This window comes from Seohaeicola zhoushanensis, from assembly GCF_014656415.1.
GTDB classification, from domain to species: Bacteria; Pseudomonadota; Alphaproteobacteria; order Rhodobacterales; family Rhodobacteraceae; genus Seohaeicola_A; species Seohaeicola_A zhoushanensis.
The window spans coordinates 1-19,994 of sequence record NZ_BNCJ01000024.1 but is presented as its reverse complement, the minus strand read 5'-3'; the positions used below and the strand labels follow the sequence as shown (position 1 = coordinate 19,994).

General features: G+C 67.6%; 16 protein-coding genes. 8 read left to right on the top strand and 8 right to left on the bottom strand.

Annotation, left to right across the window (positions count from 1 at the left end; genetic code table 11):
• Window positions 1-36 precede the first annotated feature (36 nt).
• Both IE266_RS23070 and IE266_RS27215 read left to right on the top strand, forming a co-directional pair.
• Complete coding sequence (locus tag IE266_RS23070) at window positions 37-1,950, top strand: calcium-binding protein (protein WP_189682499.1); 1,914 nt, start codon at window positions 37-39, stop codon at window positions 1,948-1,950.
• A 105-nt stretch (window positions 1,951-2,055) separates the two neighbouring features.
• A complete protein-coding gene (locus tag IE266_RS27215; RefSeq protein WP_189682498.1) occupies window positions 2,056-3,453 on the top strand; it encodes a calcium-binding protein in 1,398 nt (465 codons plus the stop codon).
• Window positions 3,454-3,508: 55 nt separating this feature from the next.
• Here the strand turns inward: IE266_RS27215 and IE266_RS23060 are convergent, their stop codons facing one another.
• Window positions 3,509-3,976, bottom strand: coding sequence for a YbaK/EbsC family protein (locus IE266_RS23060; protein ID WP_189682497.1), 468 nt, complete (start codon window positions 3,974-3,976; stop codon window positions 3,509-3,511).
• Window positions 3,977-4,062: 86 nt separating this feature from the next.
• Here IE266_RS23060 and glnE point away from each other — a divergent pair, with 86 nt between their 5' ends.
• The 4 genes from glnE to IE266_RS23040 are packed head-to-tail and all read left to right on the top strand — an operon-like array spanning window position 4,063 to window position 8,901.
• Window positions 4,063-6,846, top strand: coding sequence for a bifunctional [glutamate--ammonia ligase]-adenylyl-L-tyrosine phosphorylase/[glutamate--ammonia-ligase] adenylyltransferase (gene glnE, locus IE266_RS23055; protein WP_189682496.1), 2,784 nt, complete (start codon window positions 4,063-4,065; stop codon window positions 6,844-6,846).
• Window positions 6,839-7,117: a hypothetical protein gene (locus IE266_RS23050; RefSeq protein ID WP_189682495.1), complete on the top strand. Its 279-nt coding sequence runs from the start codon at window positions 6,839-6,841 to the stop codon at window positions 7,115-7,117. The genes glnE and IE266_RS23050 overlap by 8 nt, the downstream gene beginning before the upstream one ends.
• Before the next feature lie 39 nt (window positions 7,118-7,156).
• Complete coding sequence (locus tag IE266_RS23045) at window positions 7,157-8,365, top strand: RSP_2647 family RNA methyltransferase (RefSeq protein WP_189682494.1); 1,209 nt, start codon at window positions 7,157-7,159, stop codon at window positions 8,363-8,365.
• On the top strand, window positions 8,362-8,901 hold the full coding sequence (locus tag IE266_RS23040; RefSeq protein WP_189682493.1) for an RSP_2648 family PIN domain-containing protein: 540 nt from the start codon (window positions 8,362-8,364) through the stop codon (window positions 8,899-8,901). Before IE266_RS23045 ends, IE266_RS23040 begins: the two co-directional genes overlap by 4 nt.
• Here IE266_RS23040 and IE266_RS23035 read toward each other — a convergent pair.
• The 7 genes from IE266_RS23035 to lptF all read right to left on the bottom strand — a co-directional run bounded on the left by IE266_RS23035 (window position 8,898) and on the right by lptF (window position 17,423).
• A complete protein-coding gene (locus tag IE266_RS23035; RefSeq protein WP_189682492.1) occupies window positions 8,898-9,593 on the bottom strand; it encodes a M48 family metalloprotease in 696 nt (231 codons plus the stop codon). The two genes, IE266_RS23040 and IE266_RS23035, sit on opposite strands and share 4 nt — an antisense overlap.
• A gap of 39 nt (window positions 9,594-9,632) precedes the next feature.
• Window positions 9,633-10,787 (bottom strand): cytochrome P450, encoded by a 1,155-nt coding sequence (locus tag IE266_RS23030; RefSeq protein ID WP_189682491.1) that lies wholly within the window; start codon window positions 10,785-10,787, stop codon window positions 9,633-9,635.
• An 88-nt stretch (window positions 10,788-10,875) separates the two neighbouring features.
• Window positions 10,876-11,838, bottom strand: a complete 963-nt coding sequence (gene pdxA, locus IE266_RS23025) for a 4-hydroxythreonine-4-phosphate dehydrogenase PdxA (protein ID WP_189682490.1) — start codon at window positions 11,836-11,838, stop codon at window positions 10,876-10,878.
• Entirely contained in the window at window positions 11,835-13,061 is a 1,227-nt protein-coding gene (locus tag IE266_RS23020; RefSeq protein ID WP_189682489.1) for a peptidylprolyl isomerase, read from the bottom strand. Before IE266_RS23020 ends, pdxA begins: the two co-directional genes overlap by 4 nt.
• Complete coding sequence (locus IE266_RS23015; protein WP_189682488.1) at window positions 13,052-15,196, bottom strand: LPS-assembly protein LptD; 2,145 nt, start codon at window positions 15,194-15,196, stop codon at window positions 13,052-13,054. Before IE266_RS23015 ends, IE266_RS23020 begins: the two co-directional genes overlap by 10 nt.
• On the bottom strand, window positions 15,193-16,293 hold the full coding sequence (gene lptG / locus IE266_RS23010; protein WP_189682487.1) for an LPS export ABC transporter permease LptG: 1,101 nt from the start codon (window positions 16,291-16,293) through the stop codon (window positions 15,193-15,195). The genes IE266_RS23015 and lptG overlap by 4 nt, the downstream gene beginning before the upstream one ends.
• Entirely contained in the window at window positions 16,290-17,423 is a 1,134-nt protein-coding gene (lptF, locus tag IE266_RS23005; RefSeq protein ID WP_189682486.1) for an LPS export ABC transporter permease LptF, read from the bottom strand. Before lptF ends, lptG begins: the two co-directional genes overlap by 4 nt.
• A gap of 134 nt (window positions 17,424-17,557) precedes the next feature.
• Between lptF and IE266_RS23000 the strand changes: the two genes are divergently transcribed.
• Both IE266_RS23000 and IE266_RS22995 read left to right on the top strand, forming a co-directional pair.
• Window positions 17,558-19,036 carry a leucyl aminopeptidase gene (locus IE266_RS23000; protein WP_189682485.1) on the top strand — a complete coding sequence of 493 codons (1,479 nt, stop codon included), beginning with the start codon at window positions 17,558-17,560 and terminating at the stop codon, window positions 19,034-19,036.
• 1 nt (window position 19,037) lies between these two features.
• Window positions 19,038-19,496, top strand: coding sequence for a DNA polymerase III subunit chi (locus IE266_RS22995; protein WP_189682484.1), 459 nt, complete (start codon window positions 19,038-19,040; stop codon window positions 19,494-19,496).
• The last annotated feature ends 498 nt before the right edge of the window (window positions 19,497-19,994 follow it).

Below are 19,994 nucleotides of genomic sequence, written 5' to 3'. Positions count from 1 at the left end.
TGGGCCCCGATTTATTTGATCAGGGGGAATTCTACGATGGCAACGCAATTCCTGAATGTGACACTTGATGGCATTAATCCTGCGGACCGACTGCCGGGGGGCGGTTCTGTGCCTTGGTACATGTCCGGCAGCCGCGCAACGATTGATCGATACTCGGTTTATGTCGAACTGCCCGACGATCTTGACGCAACGGTAAATCTCACAGGCACGAACTGGCGCATTCGAACGTTCCAGGTGGCCGCCGACGAGGGTATTACACGCATTGTCGATCTGGACAATGGGGCCGAGCGCGAAATCGAATTCATGAACATCGGATATGACTCTGTGGTCAATTTGATGTCCACCCGCGTCCGCTACATGAACGGTTGGGACGGGGAGTTGCACGACATCACTCTTGGATCAGACGTTCCTTGGGTGCATTGGATCAACCTTGGCGCTGCCGTCAACAAGATCGACACGTCGGCTGGCTGGGTTGGCGGTGTGGACATGTATAATGGTCGAGGTGAGGTAACGGTTCGGGGCGGCGCTGGGACTATCGACATGGGCGGTCAGGACGACAAACTGACCGTCGATGGCGGGCGGGTCATTTCGGCCCTCATGCAGAACGGCAACGACACCACCATCGTGCAGAATGGCGGCCGGATCGAATACCTCAACGATTTCGGCGGGAATGCGAGTATCACGATTGGCGATGGCAGTCGTATCGAGAGCTTTCGCGGTGGCAATGGGGACGTCTCCATGACGGTCAACGGCACTGGCCGGGTCGAAACGGTGGCGGTCTTCTTTTCGAATTTCACCTTCAGGTCCGAGGACGGCTGGACGAGAACTATCACCGGCCACGACGTCTCCTCTGACATTGTCATCGGCGCCGGCGGTGGCAGTTCCATCAAGTTCACATCCGACACCGCTCAGACCCACAAGATCGTGACCAACGCGGCTATCGACCTCATTGATCTGTCCGACAGTGCTTCCAACGCAGAGGATGATCAGTCCTCCAATCTCTGGATCAAATCCTGGGCCGATGCGCTGATACTGGGCAATGGCGACGACGTCGTGCGCACTGGCGACAAGTTCGTGGGGACCATCAATTCCGCAGGGGGCAGCGACACGATCCGCTTGGGCGACGGTGGCGCAGAAACCGTTGTCACCGGTGACGGCAACGACAGGGTCGTTACCTCCACCGGCTGGGTCGGCAACATACGCACGGGCAACGGCGACGACACCGTTGTGCATGGCGGCGGCGGCGGGAGTCTCGTGTCGCTCGGCGATGGCGACGACAAGATCCTGGTCAGCGAAATGGACCCGAACTACGGCCTTACAATTCACGGCTGGCTCGGCACGGATACCATCGATTTCCGCAATTTCACCGTCGGTGTCACGTTCACGCTGGCAAGCCCCGGCACGCTTCAGGATGTCGCGGGCAATACCACCCCCGCAGATAGCGTCGACAGCCCTTCGGTGAAGGGATACTTCGCCCAGACCGGAATGGACAATATCTATGGCACCAGCAAGGTCGACGTTCTGACAGGCAACAAGCTGGCCAACCTCCTCCTCGGCCAGGGCGGAAACGACCGCCTCTTCGGCCTTGCCGGCAACGACACGCTGAACGGCGGGTTCGGCAATGACCGGCTCGTCGGCGGCCTCGGGAGGGACAAGCTGATCGGCGGCAAGGGCAATGACGTGCTGCAGGGCGATGCGGGAAATGACATCCTGCGCGGCCAGGCGGGCAAGGATGTCTTCGTCTTCGGCGCGAACAGCGGTACCGATACCGTCAAGGACTACACTGACGGCATCGACACGCTGCGCATCGCCGATCACACCGGCGGCTTCGCCAGCCTCGCCATTTCGGTGGCGAACGGCGACAAGATCATCGAGCATGACGGTGGAACCATCATCCTCGACGGCAAGGGCGGAGTGACGCTGACCGCATCGGATTTCGATTTCGTCTGACTTCCGACCCGGATCCCGAGTTGCCAAGGTATTGAACATGTGAAACGGTGAAATGGCCCGCCTGGAACACTGGCGGGCCATTTTTTAATTGGGGTTTCATGAGAAATGGCAACGCAATTCCTTAACGTCACTATCGACGGAGTTAATGACGTTCCGCGCCTGCCAGGCTGGAGCGTAATGCCTGGTGGCCCGTATATGGGCTATTATGACATCTATCTCGGCGACGGGATCATCGCCCCGACGGATGTGCGCCTGGATGCGACGGTCTCGATGACCGGCAGCGATTGGCGGGTCAAGACGCTGCGCGTCAGCGGCGACGACAATATCACCCGGCTGACCGACGTGGACGCAGGCGCAGGTCGCAAGATCGACTTCGTCGAGCTCGGCTACAACTCCGAGGTCGATCTGATTTCCACCCGCCTGCGCTATATCTTCGGCTGGGAAGGCGATCGGCACGAGGTCAATCTCGGCAACCAGCAGGTCGGGTCGACCTATGCGATCAACCTGCTCGCCAGCGAGAATATCGTCACCACCGGCAATGCCTTCGTGCGCTCGATCGAGACGGGGAGCGAGAATTCGGTGATCATCGGCGATACGATCACCATCGGCTCCGGCGGCGCAAGGACAGTGTCGACCGGGCAGGGTAGCGACACGGTCAAAACCACCAGTGGCTATGTGGATTTCATTAATACGCGCGCCGGAAACGACACGGTCGAGATCGGCGCTGCAGGAGCCCATTCGGTGCGCACGGGCAGTGGTGTTGACACGGTCACGACCGGTGCCGGGTGGGTTGCCTCGATCGTCACGGATGACGGCAACGATACGGTTAATCTCGGGGTCGGCTTTGCGGGGCAAATTCTGCTGGGCGATGGCAATGACACCGTGAACATGTCCGAGGCGGCCGACGCCAACCAACTGGCAACGCTCCGGGCAGGAAGTGGCATCGACAAGATCAGCTTCGCCGCTTTCACGTCGGGGATCACCTTCGGACTTGACACGGTCGGCCAGACCCCGGCGGGCTGGATTTTCAACGACGGCTTTGAAAACGTCACAGGCACCAACCACTCCGATACCCTGACCGGAAACCTCGATGCGAACGTCCTGCTGGGGCTTGGCGGCAATGACAAGCTCTTCGGCCTTGCCGGCAACGACACCCTGAACGGCGGGTTTGGAAATGACCGGCTCTTCGGCGGGCTCGGCAAGGACAAGCTGATCGGCGGCAAGGGCAATGACCTGCTCCAGGGCGACGCGGGAAATGACATACTGCGCGGACAGGCGGGCAGGGATATCTTCGTGTTCGGCGCCGATAGCGGCACCGACAGGGTCATGGATTACGTCGATGGTGTCGACACGCTGCGCATCGCCGATCACGCCGGCGGCTTTGATTCCTTGTCGATCTCGCGCTCGAACGGCAACAAGATCATCGAGCATGACGGTGGCACCATCATCCTCGACGGCAAGGGCGGAGTGACCCTGACGGCATCGGATTTCGATTTCGTCTGAAAACTGCTCGGCGCGCCTGGATGTCAGTCCGGCAGCGCGCCGATGCCGCACCGCCTCAGGCGGTGAAATCGGCCAGTTCGGCGCCGGCGGCGGCTTGCAGCTGCCCGGCGGTTGCCGGGAAGACGTGATGCGGCGTGCCGGCAGCGGCCCAGATCACCGGGAATTCGGCCAGGCGCGGGTCGAGGAAGGCGCGGATCGGCGAGAGGTGCCCGACCGGCGCGACGCCGCCGATGGCGAAGCCGGTCTGTTCGCGCACCAGCGCCGCATCGGCCTTGCCGAGCGGCTCGCCCGCCACGGCTGCGGCCTTGGCCGGATCGACCTGGTTGCCGCCTGCGGTCAGGAACAGGATCGCCTGGCCGCTGGTCTCGCCGCGGAAGATGATCGACTTGGCGATCTGGTCGACCTCGCAGCCCACGGCGGCCGCCGCGTCGGCGGCGGTGCGGGCGAGCGCGGTCTCGCGGATCTCGGCGGGAATGCCGGCGGCCTCGAGGGCGGCGCGGACGCGTTTCATGCTCTTGCTCATGGCACGCAGTCTTGCGGTGGGCCCCGGCGAAGATCAAGCCCCGCGCGCGATTGACCATTCCCGCGCGCCACCGCAAGACTGCCCATATGTCGCATCGTCTCCAGATCTCCCGCCTGCCGCGTCCCTATCAGCCCGAACTCGGGGAGGAGGCGCTTTCCGCCGTGCCTGGCCTCGACGCCGATCACGCCGATCTGATCCGCGGCACTGCCGGGTCGAGCCCCTATCTCAAGGGCCTGATCGAGGCCGAGGCCAGCTGGCTGCCCGGCGCGCTCGATGCACCCGACGCCGCGCTGGCCCAGATCCTCGCCCGGGTGCCCGAGATCCCGCGCGAGGCGCTGATGAGCGAACTGCGCCAGGCCAAGCGGCGCATCGCGCTGATCCTGGCGCTGGCCGACCTGGCCGGGGCCTGGCCGCTGGAGCGGATCACCGGCGGGCTCTCGGATTTCGCCGGCGCCGCCTGCGACGTCACCCTGCGCGCCGAGATCGCCGCGCTGATCCGGCGCGGCAAGCTGCCGGGGCAGACCGAGGAAGACGTCGCGACCGCCGGGGGCATGGTGGTGCTCGCCATGGGCAAGATGGGCGCGGGCGAGCTGAACTATTCCTCGGACATCGACCTGATCTGCCTGTTCGACGAGACCCGCTACAGCCACGACGACTTCCACGAAGCCCGCGCCGCCATGGTCAAGGCCACGCGCGGCTTCACCGCCGCGCTCGGCGACCGCACCGCCGAGGGCTATGTCTTCCGCACCGACCTGCGGCTGCGTCCCGATCCCTCGGTCACGCCGGTCTGCATCTCGACCGCCGCCGCCGAGAGCTATTACGAGAGCCTCGGGCGCACCTGGGAGCGGGCCGCCTATATCAAGGCGCGGCCCTGCGCCGGGGATATTGCCGCCGGTGAACGCTTCATCCGGTCGCTGCGCCCCTTCATCTGGCGCCGCCACCTCGATTTCGCGGCCATTCAGGACGCCCACGACATGCGCCTGCGCATCCGCGAGAGCAAGCGCCTCGGCGGGCCGCTGACCGTCATGGGCCACGACATGAAGCTGGGCCGGGGCGGCATCCGCGAGATCGAGTTCTTCACCCAGACGCGGCAGTTGATCGCCGGCGGCCGCGACGAGAGCCTGCGCCTGCGCGGCACGGTCGAGGGGCTGGCGGCGCTGGCCGCCAAGGGCTGGGTGCCGCCCGAGGTGGCCGAGCAGCTCACGGGGCACTACCGCGCCCACCGCGAGGTCGAGCACCGCATCCAGATGCTGCACGATGCGCAGACCCACAAGCTGCCCTCCAACGAGGCCGAGTTCGAGCGGCTGGCCTGCCTGATGGGCAGCGACATCCGCAGCGTCGGCGCCGAGATCGTGCGCCGCCTGACCGAGGTCCACGCGCTCACCGAGGATTTCTTCGCCCCCGATGCCCCCAGGCGGGTGGATGTCCCCGAGGACTTCGATACCTCGGTCTGTTCGCGCTGGCCGACCTATGCGGCGCTGCGCTCGCAGCGGGCGCGGCAGATCTTCGAACGGCTGCGCCCCGAACTGCTGGCGCGGCTCGCACGCACCGCCAAGCCCGACGAGGCGCTGATCGCGCTTGATGGCTTCCTCAAGGGCCTGCCCGCGGGGGTTCAGCTGTTTGCGCTCTTCGAGGCCAACCCGCAGCTGATCGACCTGCTGATCGACATCGTCGGCACTTCGCCTGCGCTGGCCGGGCACCTCTCGCGCAACTCCGGTGTCTTCGACGCGGTGATCGCCGGGGATTTCTTCAACGACTGGCCGGGGCAGGTGCCGCTGGCCGCCGAATTGGCGGAGCGCCTGGCGCGCGAACGCGACTACGAAGCGCAGCTCGACACAGCGCGGCGCTGGATGAAGGAATGGCATTTCCGCATCGGCGTGCACCACCTGCGCGGGCTGATCGGGGCCGAGGAAGCGGGCGCGCAATATGCCGATCTCGCCGATGCGGTGATCGGCGCGCTCTTCCCGCTGGTGCAGGCCCAGTTCGCGGCCAAGCACGGCGCGCCTCCGGGCCGGGGTGCGGCGGTGCTGGGCATGGGCTCGCTCGGCGCGCGGCGGCTCAATACCGAGAGCGACCTCGACCTGATCGTGATCTACGACCCCGAGGGCGTCGAAAGCTCGGAGGGGCCGCGCCCGCTGGCGGCACGGACCTATTACGCGCGCCTCACCCAGGCTCTGATCACCGCGCTGACCGCGCCGATGGCGCAGGGGCGGCTCTACGAGGTCGACATGCGCCTGCGCCCCTCGGGCACGCAGGGGCCAGTGGCGACCAGCTGGGCGAGCTTCCGCGACTACCAGAAGACCAGCGCCTGGGTCTGGGAACACCTGGCGCTGACCCGGGCGCGGGTTGTGGCGGGCGGCGAAAGCCTCGCCGCCGATATCGAGGCCTTCCGGCAGGAGGTGATCGCCGCGCCCCGCGCACGGGACGAGGTGCTGCGCGAAGTGCGCGAGATGCGCGCGCGGATCGCCGAGGCCAAGGTCCCGGCGGGGCTCTGGGACATCAAGACCGGCGCAGGACGGCTGCAGGATATCGAGCTGGTGGCGCAGTCGGGCGCGCTGCTGGCGGGCCTGGCGGCGCGCGACGTGATCTCGGGGCTGGAGGGCGGTGTCGCCTGCGGCTGGCTTTCCGCCGCGGATGGCGATGCGCTGACCACGCATTACCGGCTCTACTGGCAGGTGCAGACGGCCTTGCGTCTGCTTTCGGGTGAGGCGCCGGACGACATGAAGCTGGGAGAGAGCGGGCAGGACTTCCTCTGCCGCAGCGCGGGGTTCGAGACCATCGAGGTGCTGCGCGGGGCCTTGGCCGATGCCTATGCCGACGCTGCCGAACGGATCGACCGTGTCGTCGGCGGGGAGGACCTGGATGACTGAACGGGCGGGTCCGCCGAGCGACCCCAAGCACCTGGTGCGCGAGGCCTACCGGATCGAGGGAATCACCGAACCCGAGTGCCGCAGCATCTTTCTCGACTGGGCGCTGAGCCTGCCGGCGGGGGCGGATGTGCGCGCGGCCATCGAGACTCTATTGGCCACCTATGGCGATCCGGAGCACCCGATGACCGAGGTTCTGCGCGCCGGGCTGGAGCGCGCCGCGCCCCCAAGGCGGCGCGGCGGCTGGCGGAGCCGGCCTCGGGGCACATCGTAAGCCCTTCCGCGCCGCCGCGTCTGCGCGTATGAGGGCGCCATGACAGCACCTTCCGAAATGTTCGAGCACCCTCGGGTGCGGATGAAACCGAAATCCGACGCGCGGGCGATCCGGCGCGGGTTCCCCTGGGTCTATGCCAATGACATCGTGACCGACCGGCGCACCAAGGCGCTGCTGCCCGGCGCGCTGGCGGTGCTCGAGGACGAGGCGCGCGCGCCGCTCGGACTGGTGGCGGTGAATCCGGCCTCGAAGATCATGTGCCGGATGCTCGACCGCGACCCGGCGGCGGTGGTGGACCAGGCCTGGTTCGCGGTACGGCTCAAGCGCGCGCTGGAGCTGCGCGAGCGGCTGTTCGACACGCCCTTCTACCGGCTGGTCCATGCCGAGGCCGACGGGCTGCCCGGCGTGGTGATCGACCGCTTTGGCGAGACCTGCGTGGTGCAGCCGAACGCGGCCTGGGCCGAGACCCATCTCGACGCGCTGGCGGCGGCGCTGGCCGGAGTGACAGGCGTGACCTGCATTCTCAAGAACGCTGGCGGCAGGACGCGCGCGCTCGAGGGGCTCGACGATGTATCCGGCGTGCTGCTGGGCAGCGCGCCGGACACGCCCGTGCATGTGCCGATGAACGGCGCGACCTACATGGCCGACCTGACCGGCGGGCAGAAGACCGGCCTCTACTTCGACCAGCGCGACAACCACGCCTTCGCGGCGCGGCTGGCGAAAGGCGCGCGGGTGCTCGACGTGTTCAGCCATGTCGGCGGTTTCGGGCTGGCCGCGCTCGCGGGCGGGGCGGAAAGCGCGCTTTCGGTCGACGGCTCGGGCCCGGCGCTGGCGCTGTCCGAGGCGGGGGCGATCGCCAGCGGCGTGGCGGGCAAGTTCACCACCCGGCAGGGCGATGCCTTCGACGTGCTGGCCGCGCTGGGACAGGAAGGCGCGCGGTTCGATCTGGTGATCTGCGACCCGCCCGCCTTCGCGCCCTCGAAACAGGCGCTGGACGCCGGCCTGCGCGCCTATGAGCGGATCGCTCGGCTGGCCGCGCCGCTGGTGGCCGAGGGCGGCTACCTGGTGCTCTGCTCCTGCTCGCATGCCGCCGATCTCGCCCGCTTCCGCGAGGCGAGCCTGCGCGGCATCGGGCGGGCCGGGCGCTCGGCGCAGCTGCTGCACACCGGATTCGCCGGGGCCGACCACCCGCAGCTGCCGCAACTGGCCGAAAGCGGCTATCTCAAGGCGGTGTTCTTCCGGCTGTGAAGGTCCTGCTCGACACCTGCGTCCTCTATCCGACGGTGATGCGCGAGGTGCTGCTGGGGGCGGCGAAGGGCGGGCGCTACACCCCGCTCTGGTCGGCGCGGATCCTCGAGGAATGGGCCCGCGCGGCGCGCAAGCTCGGCCCCGGCGGCGAGGAGCAGGCGCGCGGCGAGATCGCGCAGGTGCGCCGCCAATGGCCCGACGCCGAGGTGCCGCCCGCGCCGGGGATCGAGGCCCGGCTCTGGCTGCCCGACCCGGCCGACGTGCATGTGCTGGCGGCGGCGGTGGCGGGCCATGCCGATGTCATCGTGACGATGAACGCGGCCGACTTCCCGCGCAACGTGCTGGCCGAGGAGGGCCTGAGCCGGGCCGACCCCGACGCCTTCCTGCACGGGCTCTGGCAGGCCGACCCAGAGGGCATCCGCGCCGTGGCGCAGGCGGTGCTCGACGAGGCGATACGGCTCTCCGGCGAACCCTGGGAGATGCGCGCGCTGATGAAGAAGGCGCGGCTGCCGCGCCTGGGCAAGGCGCTGGCCTAGACGGGTTCCAGCGTGCCCCAGCGCCGCTCCAGCGCCTCCAGCGCTGCAATGCGCTCCTCGACCTTGGGGTGGCTCATCAGCCAGGCCGGGGCCATGCCCGAATTGCTCTGCGTCAGCCCTTCGAGCTTGCGGAACAGCGATTTCTGCGGGCCGACCCCGATCCCCGCCTTGGTGAGCAGCGCGGCGGCATAGGCGTCCGCCTCGTATTCGTCGCCGCGCGACAGGCGGGCGGCGAGCATCGTGGTCAGCATGTTGGCGATCCAGACCCCGACGATGGGCACGAAACGCCCCAGCAGCATGATGAGCACGGTGCGCAGCGCGTTCTGCCCCGAGAAGTCGATCATCCGCCGCCGCGCGTGCCCCAACGCGACATGGCCAAGCTCATGCGCGATGACGCTGGCCATCTCCTCGCCCGAGACCTCGCCGCTCAGGAACTTCTTGTAGAACCCGCGCGTGATGAAGATCCGCCCGTCCGGCGCGGCAAGGCCGTTCACCGGGGCGATCTCGTAGATGAAGACCTTGATGCGCGGCAGGTCCAGGCTCGCCGCCAGCCGGTCGGTCAGCGCCTTCAGGCGCGGGTCGGCCAGCTCGGTCGACTTCTGGTCAAGCTCGCGATGGGTGCGCCAGACCGAAATACGGTACCAGACGACCGCATAGAGGATGGCAAGCAGGATCGGGGTCAGGCGCAGCATAAGACCGATATGGCGCGGGCGAGGGGGCGCGGCAAGGGGTCAGGCGTCCCAGGCCACGGGAACCGAGACCGGACCGCGGAAGGCCCAGCCGGTGACGGCGACCTCTCCGGCAAGGCGCAGGTTCGGCAGGCGGTCAAAGATCATCGGCAGGGCGACATCGGCGATCATGCAGCGCGCGGCGGCGGCCCCGGCGCAGAAATGCGGCCCGGCCCCGAAGCTGATCGCCGGTTGCGTGTCGCGGGTGATGTCGAAACGCTCGGGGGAAACGAAATGCGCCTCGTCCCGGCAGGCCGAGCCGAACATCAGGAAGGCGCGGTCCTCGGACTCGAAGGTCACGCCGCCCACCGTATCGCGCTGCGCCACCCGGCGGGGCGACATGCCGATGGGGGCCATCCAGCGGGCGTATTCCGAGAAGGCCTCGTGCCAGGTATTCTGGCCGCTCCGGATGCAGGCAAGCTGGTCCGGGTGGCTCAGCAACGCCCAGATGGTGCCGGCGATGGCGTCGCGCGGCTCGTTCTGGCCGCCCGAGATGATGAGCTTGATATTGGCGCGCACCGAATACGCGCTCATGCCCCCGGCGATCATCACCGCCAGGGCCGAACGCGGCGGCGGGTCGGACCACATCCGCGAGATATGCTCGTCGATCGAGGCGGTGGCGGCGTTGCAGCGGTCCTCGACCTCGGGCAGGCTCGCGTAATTCGCGCAGCCGTCGATCATCGCCTGGCTGACCTCGTCCATATGGGCGGCGGTCATGCCGGTCAGCCCGGTGATCGCCTTCAATGCCTCGGCCGAGACCGGCATGGCATAGTCGCGGACAAGATCGCAGGCGCCCAGAGGCGCGAGACGGTCGAGGATCTCGGCCGCGCGTTCTGCGAAGATGGCGCGCCAGTGGTCGTTCACGGTGCGCGGGCTGACGGCGGGGAAGAGGATGCGCCGCTCGGCCATATGGGCCTCGCCATCCTTGCGCATCATGTTCTCGCCCATCAGGCGGGTCATCAGCCCCTGCGGCTGCAGGGACGAGAAGACATGGATGCGCTTTTCCTCGCGGTGGACGTCGTCGCGGCGGGTCAGCAGCGTGGCGCCCAGTTCCGGGACATAGGCGATGGGCGTCTCGGCCCGCATCCGCGCCAGCGCGGGGTAGGGATCGGCCGCGAAGGCGGCAAGGTCGATATGGACGACCGGCGCGTCGGACATGGCGCTTGCTCCTCCCAGGCTGGCGGCGTGTCACGGCCAGTCAAGGCGGGCCGGGCGGCGCTGTCAACGCGGGAAAGCGCGGATGGGGTCAGCGCGCCGCCATGTCGCGCGCCAGTTTCAGCGCGGCGATCAGGCTGGCCGGGCTGGCGATGCCCTTGCCGGCGATGTCGAAGGCGGTGCCGTGGTCGGGCGAGGTCCGCACGAAGGGCAGGCCCAGCGTCACGTTCACGCCCGAGTCGAACTCCAGCGTCTTGATCGGGATCAGCGCCTGGTCGTGATACATGCAGACCGCCGCGTCATAGCGCGCCCGTGCCGCCGGGTGGAACATGGTATCGGCGGGCAGCGGGCCGAAGACGCCAATGCCTTCGGCAGCCATCGCCGCCACCAGCGGGCCGATCCAGTCGAGTTCCTCGCGCCCCATCTTGCCGCCTTCGCCGGCATGGGGGTTCAGGCCCGCCACCGCGATGCGCGGATTGGCGATGCCGAAGCGGCTGCGCAACCCGGCGTCGGTGATGGCGATGGTCTCGCGCAGCAGATCTGGCGTCAGCTGCGCCGGCACCTCGGAAAGCGCGATATGGATGGTCGCCGGAACGGTGCGCAGCTGCTCGCCTGCGAGCATCATCACCACCCGCTCGACCCCGGCCAGCGCGGCGAGGAACTCGGTATGACCGGGATAGGCGAACCCGGCGCCGTCGATCAGCGCCTTCTTGTGGATCGGCGCGGTGCAGATGGCCGAGGCCTCGCCCCGGTGCACCAGCGCCACGCCGCGCTCGATGGCCGAGATCACGCCGGTGGCATTGTCCGGGTCCGGCGTGCCCGGCACCGTCGGCGCGGCAAAGGCATGGGCCAGCACCGGCATGGCGCGGGCCGACACCGCCTCCGCCTCTTCGGGGCTGTCGATCAGCGCCACCGGCGCGCCCAGCGGCAGGTGGCGCGGGTCACCGATCCAGAAGAACGGGCAATCTTCGCGCAGCGCCTCCCAGGCGCGCACGGCGATCTCCGGGCCGATGCCCGCCGGCTCGCCGCAGCTCAGCGCGACGGGGAGGCTCATTGCTCGACGATGCGGGCTTCGTTGCGCAGCTTGGCGATATAGGCGTCGGCCAGCTCCGAGACCCGGTTCTGGGTCAGCGCGTTGGCGACGTCATCGCGCGACAGCTCGGCATTCTCCTGCGAGGTGCGCCCGCACATCATCAGGAAGACCAGCGTCTGCCCGTTGTTGCGCGTCAGGTTGGTCGAGACCTCGCCGTCATCCAGCTTGGCGAGCTCCAGCGCCACGTCGCGCGGGATCTGGCCGGGAGCTTCCTGCACGCGGTCGAGCGCGGTAACGGGCTGGCCCTTGGCGATGCCGTAGAGATCGTCGCAGCGGTCGACCCGCTCGCGCAGCGATTGCGCCAAGGCCAGCGCCTCGGGAGAGCGGCCGCCGTTGATGTAATACATCGCGTAGTCGATCTTCGAATAGCTGGCCGGCTTGCCGGCGGTCTCCTGGGTGCCGCGCATCTGGAACACCGCGATCGCATTGGGCAGCGGGATCGGCGACGAGGTCTCGCCCGGCTTCAGCGCCAGGATCACCGGGCGCAGCGCCGGGGGCAGGTTGGTCAGCGGCAGCCAGTTCAACCGGCCGCCGATATCGCGGGTCGAGGCAGCGGAATACTGCCGCGCCGCTGCCGCGAAGGCGTCGTAGCTGCGAATGGTCGAGATCTCCAGCGCCAGCGCCTCGGCATCCTGAAGCGTCTCGGGCGTCACCGGGATGATGATCTCGGACAGCAGAACCGAAACCCCGGTCGTCGAGCTGTCACGGGCTATCGCGCGGTCGATCTCGGCGCGGGTCGGCCGCGCGCTGTCCAGGAAGTTGCGGCCGGCATACTCGCGCCAGGCCAGCCCGACGCGGACGAAATCACGCATCGTCTGCGGTTCGACGCCACCCTCGGCCAGCGCCTTCAGGAGCTCGGCCCCGGAAAGCTGGGTGCGCTGCGCGAACTCGTTGATCCCCGCATCGACCTGCTCGGGCGTGATGGCGATGTCGGTCTTGGACACGGCCTGCATCCGCAACCGCTCGTCGATCAGCCCCTTGCGGGCCTGTTCGACCGGATCGCCGGGAGCGCGCAGCAGGGTCAGGAACTGGATCCGCTGTTCCAGCTCGAAATTGGTGATGACGTCATCGTTGACCGTGATCGCCGGCGAGAACAGACCCTGCGCCGCGAGGGGGCCACAGAGACCGGCCGCCAGTGCCAGCGCGGCCAGCGGCCGCCTCAGGATGGAAACTTTCAACTGCATGATCGCCTGTACTTGTTTGGTTCCGCGTCCACCGAAAACCCGCTCAGCGAGATGGTAAAGCCGATATCGGTGGACGGCTCAATACTTGTCGACGAGGTATAGCGCCGGTTGAGGCCAAGGTCGACCGTTACGCATTCGTTGCGATAGACGAAGCCAAGGCCGGCGCGGGATGCCCGCTGGTCGGAAATGTCGTAACGCAGGCTGGCGCTTGCGGTCCAGCCGGTGGCGATCTGGTAGCCGCCGTTCAGCCAGATCTCGGAAAGCGCCTGGGCACGGCCCTCGGCCGGGTCGGGTCCCAGCCAGAGATAGGTGCCGGCCAGCTGCGCGCGGGACGAGGTCCAGTCGCCGCGCACCTCGGCCTTGGACAGGCTGAAGGTATCGTCCAGCAGGGTCCGCGCCGTCAGCGAAAGCTTGTCGGCAAAGCGTATCTGGCCGGCGACCAGCACGTCCGAGGTGGTACTCGAGAGGCCAGACGTTCTGGTGAAGTCGGGGTTGGCGTCGCGCCGCTGCACCTGGCCGATGGTGGCATTGGCCTGCCAGCCCTTGGCGCCATAGGCGGCCCAGTTCAGACCGTAGGCCACCGTCGTGCCGCTCTCGCGGCGGTCGGGCGCGGGAAAGCGCGAGAGAGCCAGCAGGTTGCCCTGGTCGAACTCGACGAAGGTGCTCTCGTCATTGGGCGGGTTCAGGCCGTGCACGTTGGTCCAGCCGATCTGCACCACCGGTTCGAGGTAATGTGTGACCCTGCCGGTGCTCATGACCATCGGATAGCTGAACTTGATCGCACTGCGCGGCGTGATCCGGTTGAACCGCGATTCCGAGGTGCTGTCCTGGCGCACCTGGAACAGATCCGCCGCCACGCCGATCTCGAAATCGGTGCGCAGACCGTTGTCCATCAGCCAGAAGCGCTGCCACGAGACATCGGCGGTCGCCCGGCGTATGTCGCGGCCGAGGATATCGATGTTCGACGGCCGCCGGTGCGTGTGCAGCAGGAACGAGGTGCGCACCTCGCCGCCGATCACCTTCGGGAAGAAGCGCCGCTCGAAGGAGGCGTCGACAACGATGGTGGGGAGCAGGGATTCGTCGTCGGCGTCGCGCAGGCTCTCGAAGTTGATGAGGCGGGTGCGGAAGGCAGTATCGAGCCGGTAGCGGCTGATCGAAAGTTCGCTGCGCAGGCGGTCGAGATCGGGCAGGCCGTAGTCCACCAGGTAGGAATTGTCCGAGGCCAGCTGCAGCGAGAACTCAAGCTTGTAATCGCGCGGCAGGTCGAACCGGGCCGAGCCGAAGATATAGCCGCGGGTCTCGCCCGAGATCAGGTCGTCGCGCGTATGCGCGCCCTCGAACTCGATCCGGCCTTTGCGGAAGGCCTGGCGATAGCGGTATTCGAGCGTGCGCGTGGCCGAGGAGATATAGGGCGCAAGCGTCAGGTCGGCATGATCGCCCAGCCGGAAGAAATACGGGATCTTGACCCCGGTGCCGAGGTTCGAGGTCGAGCGCACCGAGGGGATCAGGAAGCCTGTTGCCCGCTCCAGCGTCGGGTCGGGCAGGCGCATTCCGGGGAAATACATCACCGGCACGTCGAGGATGCGGAACTGCGCGCCCTGGAAGTAGAGCTGCCGCTCCTCCTGGTCATGGGTGATCGTGCGGGCGCGGATCTGCCAGAGCGGCGGGCGTCCGTCGCCGCAGACATGGCACGAGGTCACGGCGGTCTTGTAGAGTTGGGTATAGCGCCCGTTCACCCGCGCCATCTGCAGCGCGGCCAGTTGCAGCTGCTGGTCGAGCACCATGCGCGCGCCGGTCAGCAGGCCATTCTGTAGGCCCTTGTCGAGCTCGGCAAAGTCGGCCAGCACCACCATGGTGCCGCCCTGGTCGATGCGGATCGGGCCTTCGATGGTAAGCTTGCCCTCGGTCCGGTCGAAGGTGATCTTCCGGGCGCGCAGGCGGATATCGCCCTGGAAGGCCTCGACATGGCCCTCGGCCACCAGCACCCGTTCGGGCGTGATGAAGACGCGGTCGGCCACCAGGACGGCGGGGCCTTCCTCCTCCTCGGTGGCGGACAGCGGCTCGCGCCCCTGGGCTGCCGCGTCGAAGGGCAGCACCAGGGCGGCGATCACCAGGAAACGGGCAAGCAGACTCATCCGTCCTCCGCGTGCAACAACAGTCCAAGGGCGAGGAAGATCGCCGCTATGGGCGGTCCCCAACTGGCCAGGATCACGGGAATCTGGCCGTTCTCTCCAAGGATCTGCGCGAAATTGCGGACGAAATACAAGGCGAAACCGAGCAGGATGGCTGCAAGCACAGCGATGCCGGTGCCGCCGAAGCGGGTGTGGCGCATGGTGAAGGCCGCGCCGATCAGCACCATCGACAGGAGGAACAGCGGCCGGGCCAGCTCGACCATGTACCAGACTTCCTGCTTGCGGGTGGCAAAGCCCGCCTGCCGCAGTGCGCGGATGGTGCCGGGCAGGTCGTAGATCGAGATGCCGTTGGGCTGGCCGATGCTCTCGCGGATGCGGTCGTCGGTCAGCGTGGTGGGCAGACGCAGGGTGTCGACCGACTTGGCCGCCGTCTCGGGGTTGCGCCCGGTCGCCAGCGGCCAGACCTTGACCTTGCTCAGCACCCATTCACCCGGTGCCAGCTGCGCGCTCTCGGCGCTGATGCGCTGTTCCGGCCCGCCGCCGGGCGCATAGCTTAGGATCGTCACCCCGTAGAGCGTCACCGGCTCGGCCCCGCCATAGCCGGTGGCGTGGATCACCGCCTGTCCCTGCGCGCCGCCCTGGCGCATCCACAGTCCTTCGCCGGTAAGCGAGAGCGCCGCCGGGCCGCCGGTCTGATAGGTATCCGCCAGCTGCTGGTAGCGGTTCGAGGTCGCCGCCGCGATCGGATTCAGCATCGTCACCGCCAGCGCGCCGATCACCAGAGCCACCAGGCAGGGCCCCGCCAGCGCCCGGATCCCCGAGCGCCCGATGGCCCGCGTCACCACCAGCTCGCTGCTGCGCGCCAGGCTGACGAAGAGCACCACCGTCGACAGGATCATCAGCAGCGGCAGGATGTCCTTGATCGACCCGGGCACGTTCAGCAGCATCAGCGTCGCCATCTGGCCGAAACCGAGGTCGGCGTTCTCGAACCGGCGCAGCTGCTCGATCAGGTCGATCAGCATGATCAGCGTCAGGAACACCGCCAGGATCAGCAGGAAGCTCTGCAGGAAGCGGCGCGCGAAATAGCCGTCGAGGATCATGCTGCCACCTCCGCCGCGCGTCGCCCGAAGAGCCGCGGCAGCGGCCGCCCGGCAAAGCGCAGGAAGATGCCCGAGATCACCAGCCCCACCACCGTCGGAAGATAGATCAGCGGCCAGGCGGCCGGATTGTCCAGCACCGGCCCGTCGACCACGCCGCGCAGCGCTTCAAGTACGATCAGCAGCACGAAGGCCACCAGCGCCTGCCGCCAGACCCCGAAGCGCGAGAAGCCGCCGAGCATCAGCGAGGAAAAGCCGATCAGCGCCACCGAGACGCAGATCAACGCGCGGGCAAAGCGCAGGTGCAGCTCTTCGGCCAGCTCGCCTGCGGTGAACTTCTCGTTGGCGAGGATCTGGGCCTGGCCGGTAAAAAGTTCGACCGTCGGGATCGCCCGGATATCGCGTGCGGCCTCGGTCTCCTTCCGCACCAGCGCGGTGATGTCATACGAGAAATCCTGAAACGCCGTGGTCGAGAGCATGTTGGCCGCATTGTTCAGGCGCTGTGCGATGCCGTCGACCATGATCAGATTGGCCCGGTCGCCCTCGCGCACCAGGAAGGCGCGCGCGGCGGTATAGGTCGCGCTCTGCGCCGGGTTGCGCCGGTCCGACAGGAAGACGTCGTTCAGCGTGCCGTCACGGTCGATCTGGCGCACGAAGAAGGTGACCCCATCGGCCGGGTGCAGGAAACTGCCCTCCGAGAGCAGCCGCGCGGTCACGTTGCGCGAGACCTCGGCCTCGCGGATCGCCAGCTGGCTGGTCGAGGCCGGCATCAGGATGTGGGTCAGCACGCTCATCATGCCCGCAGCGATCAGGCCGAAGACCAGCACGGGGCGGGCCAGCCGGAACGGCCCGGTGCCGGTCGCCTGCATCACCGTCAACTCGCTTTCGCTGTTCAGCCGGTTGGTCACATAGACCGCCGCCGCGAAGGCCGCCATCGGCAGCACCATGCGGATCAGGTTGGGCAGGGTAAGCGCGGTGAATTCCAGGAAGACCAGCGCCGACTGGCCGTCGCCGATCAGCCTGTCGAAGAGCACAACCGCGCGATTGATCCAGAACACCGCGACCAGGACAAGCGCGAAGAATCCAAAGAAAAGCAGCAGTTGCGACAGGACGTATCTGTCGTAGCGTGACACTTGGACCCCCGGGCGCCTGTATTGTGTTGGCCGTTGATGCAATCCTAATGCAATAGTCGGGCGGGGAAAACTGCTATCTGGCCAAGGGGCACGGCGCGCGCTACCTCTGGGCGGATCCCTGCAAGGAGCTGAATATGACTGCACCGACCCCGATCCGCTTCACCGCGACCGATCTCGACGCGATGGCCTCGGCCGAGGGCCGGCTCGCCATCGTCGTGCCGCCCGACGGCAAGCTCGACACGGTGGCGCGGCGGGTGAACCGGCTGAGCCGCGGTGCGCTCGAACGCCTCGTCGCCAGCGCACGTTTCGCCAAGGCCAAGACCGGGCAGGTCATCACGCTGGAGATGCCCGCGGGCCTCGCCGCCGAGACGCTCGACGTGCTGGTGCTGCCGCGCAATGCCGCGCGGCTCGACCTGCGCAAGGCCGGCGCGGCGCTCGGCAAGGCGAAGGCGGGCAAGGGCCTGACGGTGATGGCCGGCAACATGAAGAACGTCGCCGAACTCGCCCTGGGCATCGCCCTGCGCGACTACCGCTTCGAGGCGCACAAGACCGGCGATGACGTCGGCAAGCCCGCCGCCGAGACGGTGATCCACCATGCCGACCCCGCCGCCGCCGAAACCGCCGCCGCGCCGCTGCTGGCGGTGGCCGAGGGCGCCTTCTTCACCCGCGACCTCACCAACGAACCCGCCAACGTGCTCACCACCACCGAATTCGCCAACCGCCTCAAGGCCCTGACCGAGGTGGGGCTCGAGGTCGAGGTGCTGGACGAGGCCGCGCTGGAAAAGCTCGGGATGCGCACGCTGCTCTCGGTCGGGCAGGGGTCCGACAGCCCCTCCTACGTGGTGGTCATGCGCTGGAACGGCGGCGCCAAGGGCGATGCCCCGCTGGCGCTCGTCGGCAAGGGCGTGGTCTTCGACACCGGGGGCATCTCGCTCAAGCCCGCCGTCGGCATGGAAGACATGACCATGGACATGGGCGGCGCGGGCGTCGTCGCCGGGGTCATGCGCACGCTGGCCCTGCGCAAGGCCCGCGCCAATGTCGTCGGCCTCGTCGGCCTGGTCGAGAACATGCCCTCGGGCAATGCCACCCGGCCCGGCGACGTCATCCGCTCGATGAAGGGCGACACGGTCGAGGTGGTCAATACCGACGCCGAAGGCCGCCTCGTGCTCTGCGACGTCATGTGGTACGCGCAGGAGCGCTTCAAGCCGACCGGCATGATCGACCTCGCCACGCTGACCGGGGCCATCATCATCGGGCTGGGGCATGAATATGCCGGCGTCTTCTCGAACGATGACACCTTCTGCGAAAGCTTCCTCAAGGCCGCCAGGGCCGAGGGCGAGGGCGCCTGGCGGATGCCGACGGGCGGCGGCTACAACGAGCAGATCAAGTCGCGCATCGCCGATATCAAGAACAGCGGCGGCCGCCCGGCGGGCTGCGCCACGGCGGCGACCTTCCTGCAACGCTTCGTCAAGGACGGGATGCCCTGGATCCACCTCGACATCGCCGGCATGGCCTCGGTCAAGTCCGACACCGATTTCGCCCCCAAGGGCGCGACCGGCTGGGGCGTTGCCGCGCTGAACCGGATGATCGCCGACACCTGCGAGAAGGGCTGAGATGGGGGCCGCCTATTTCTACCACCTGACCCGCAACCCGCTGGAGCAGACCCTTCCGGTGCTGCTCGGCAAGGCGCGCGAGGCGGGCTGGCGCATCGCGGTGCGCGGGCGCGAACAGGCGCGGATGGAATGGCTCGACGACCGGCTCTGGCTCGGCCCCGAAGAAGGCTTCCTGCCCCATGGGCTGGCGGGCGGGCCGCATGACGCGGCCCAGCCGATCCTGCTGACCACGGGGCAGGCGGCCAATGGCCCCGCCTGCCTGATGGCGGTGGACGGGGCCGATGTGGCCCCCGACGAGGTGGCCCGGATGGAGCGGGTCTGCATCCTCTTCGACGGCAACGACGAGGCCGCGCTGAACCGCGCCCGCACCCAGTGGAAGGCGCTCACTGACGCCGGCTGCGCCGCGCAATACTGGTCCGAGGAGTCGGGTCGCTGGGAGAAGAAGGCCGAGAAGGGCTGAGACGCGCGCCACGTCAGGGAGAAACCCTTCCTCGAAACAAGGCGTTCGGAGCAGAGACTCGGGACGCTACCCCTCCATAGGCAGCCGGATCACATAAGAATCGGAGAGTTCTATCCGTTCGCGGACCACTGGGGCCGTGGAACGGGCTCATCCATCCTCGCGCACGCCTTCGCCGTGGCGGATGGCCTGCGCCTGCCTGTCAGGCTCAAGCATCTGCACCGGAACCCGGTCGGCTCGCTCTACCGTCGTCACGGCTTCCGGGAGATTTCCCGCTCGGAAACGCACTGCTTTCTGGAACGGAAGGCGGAGTGTTGGTGAAATCTTGTAAGGCGCGGGGGAAGAATGACGTCTCATGTCGCAGTTGCCGTTTGGAGCGCACTATTATGATTTTGTCTGCTGCACACAAAATGTCCACTTTGGGGAAGGTGATGATAGGGCGCTGAATAGCCCCGTGTATCGTGGACGCCTTCTTCGCTAATTTTGAGGCAAGGAGGCCAT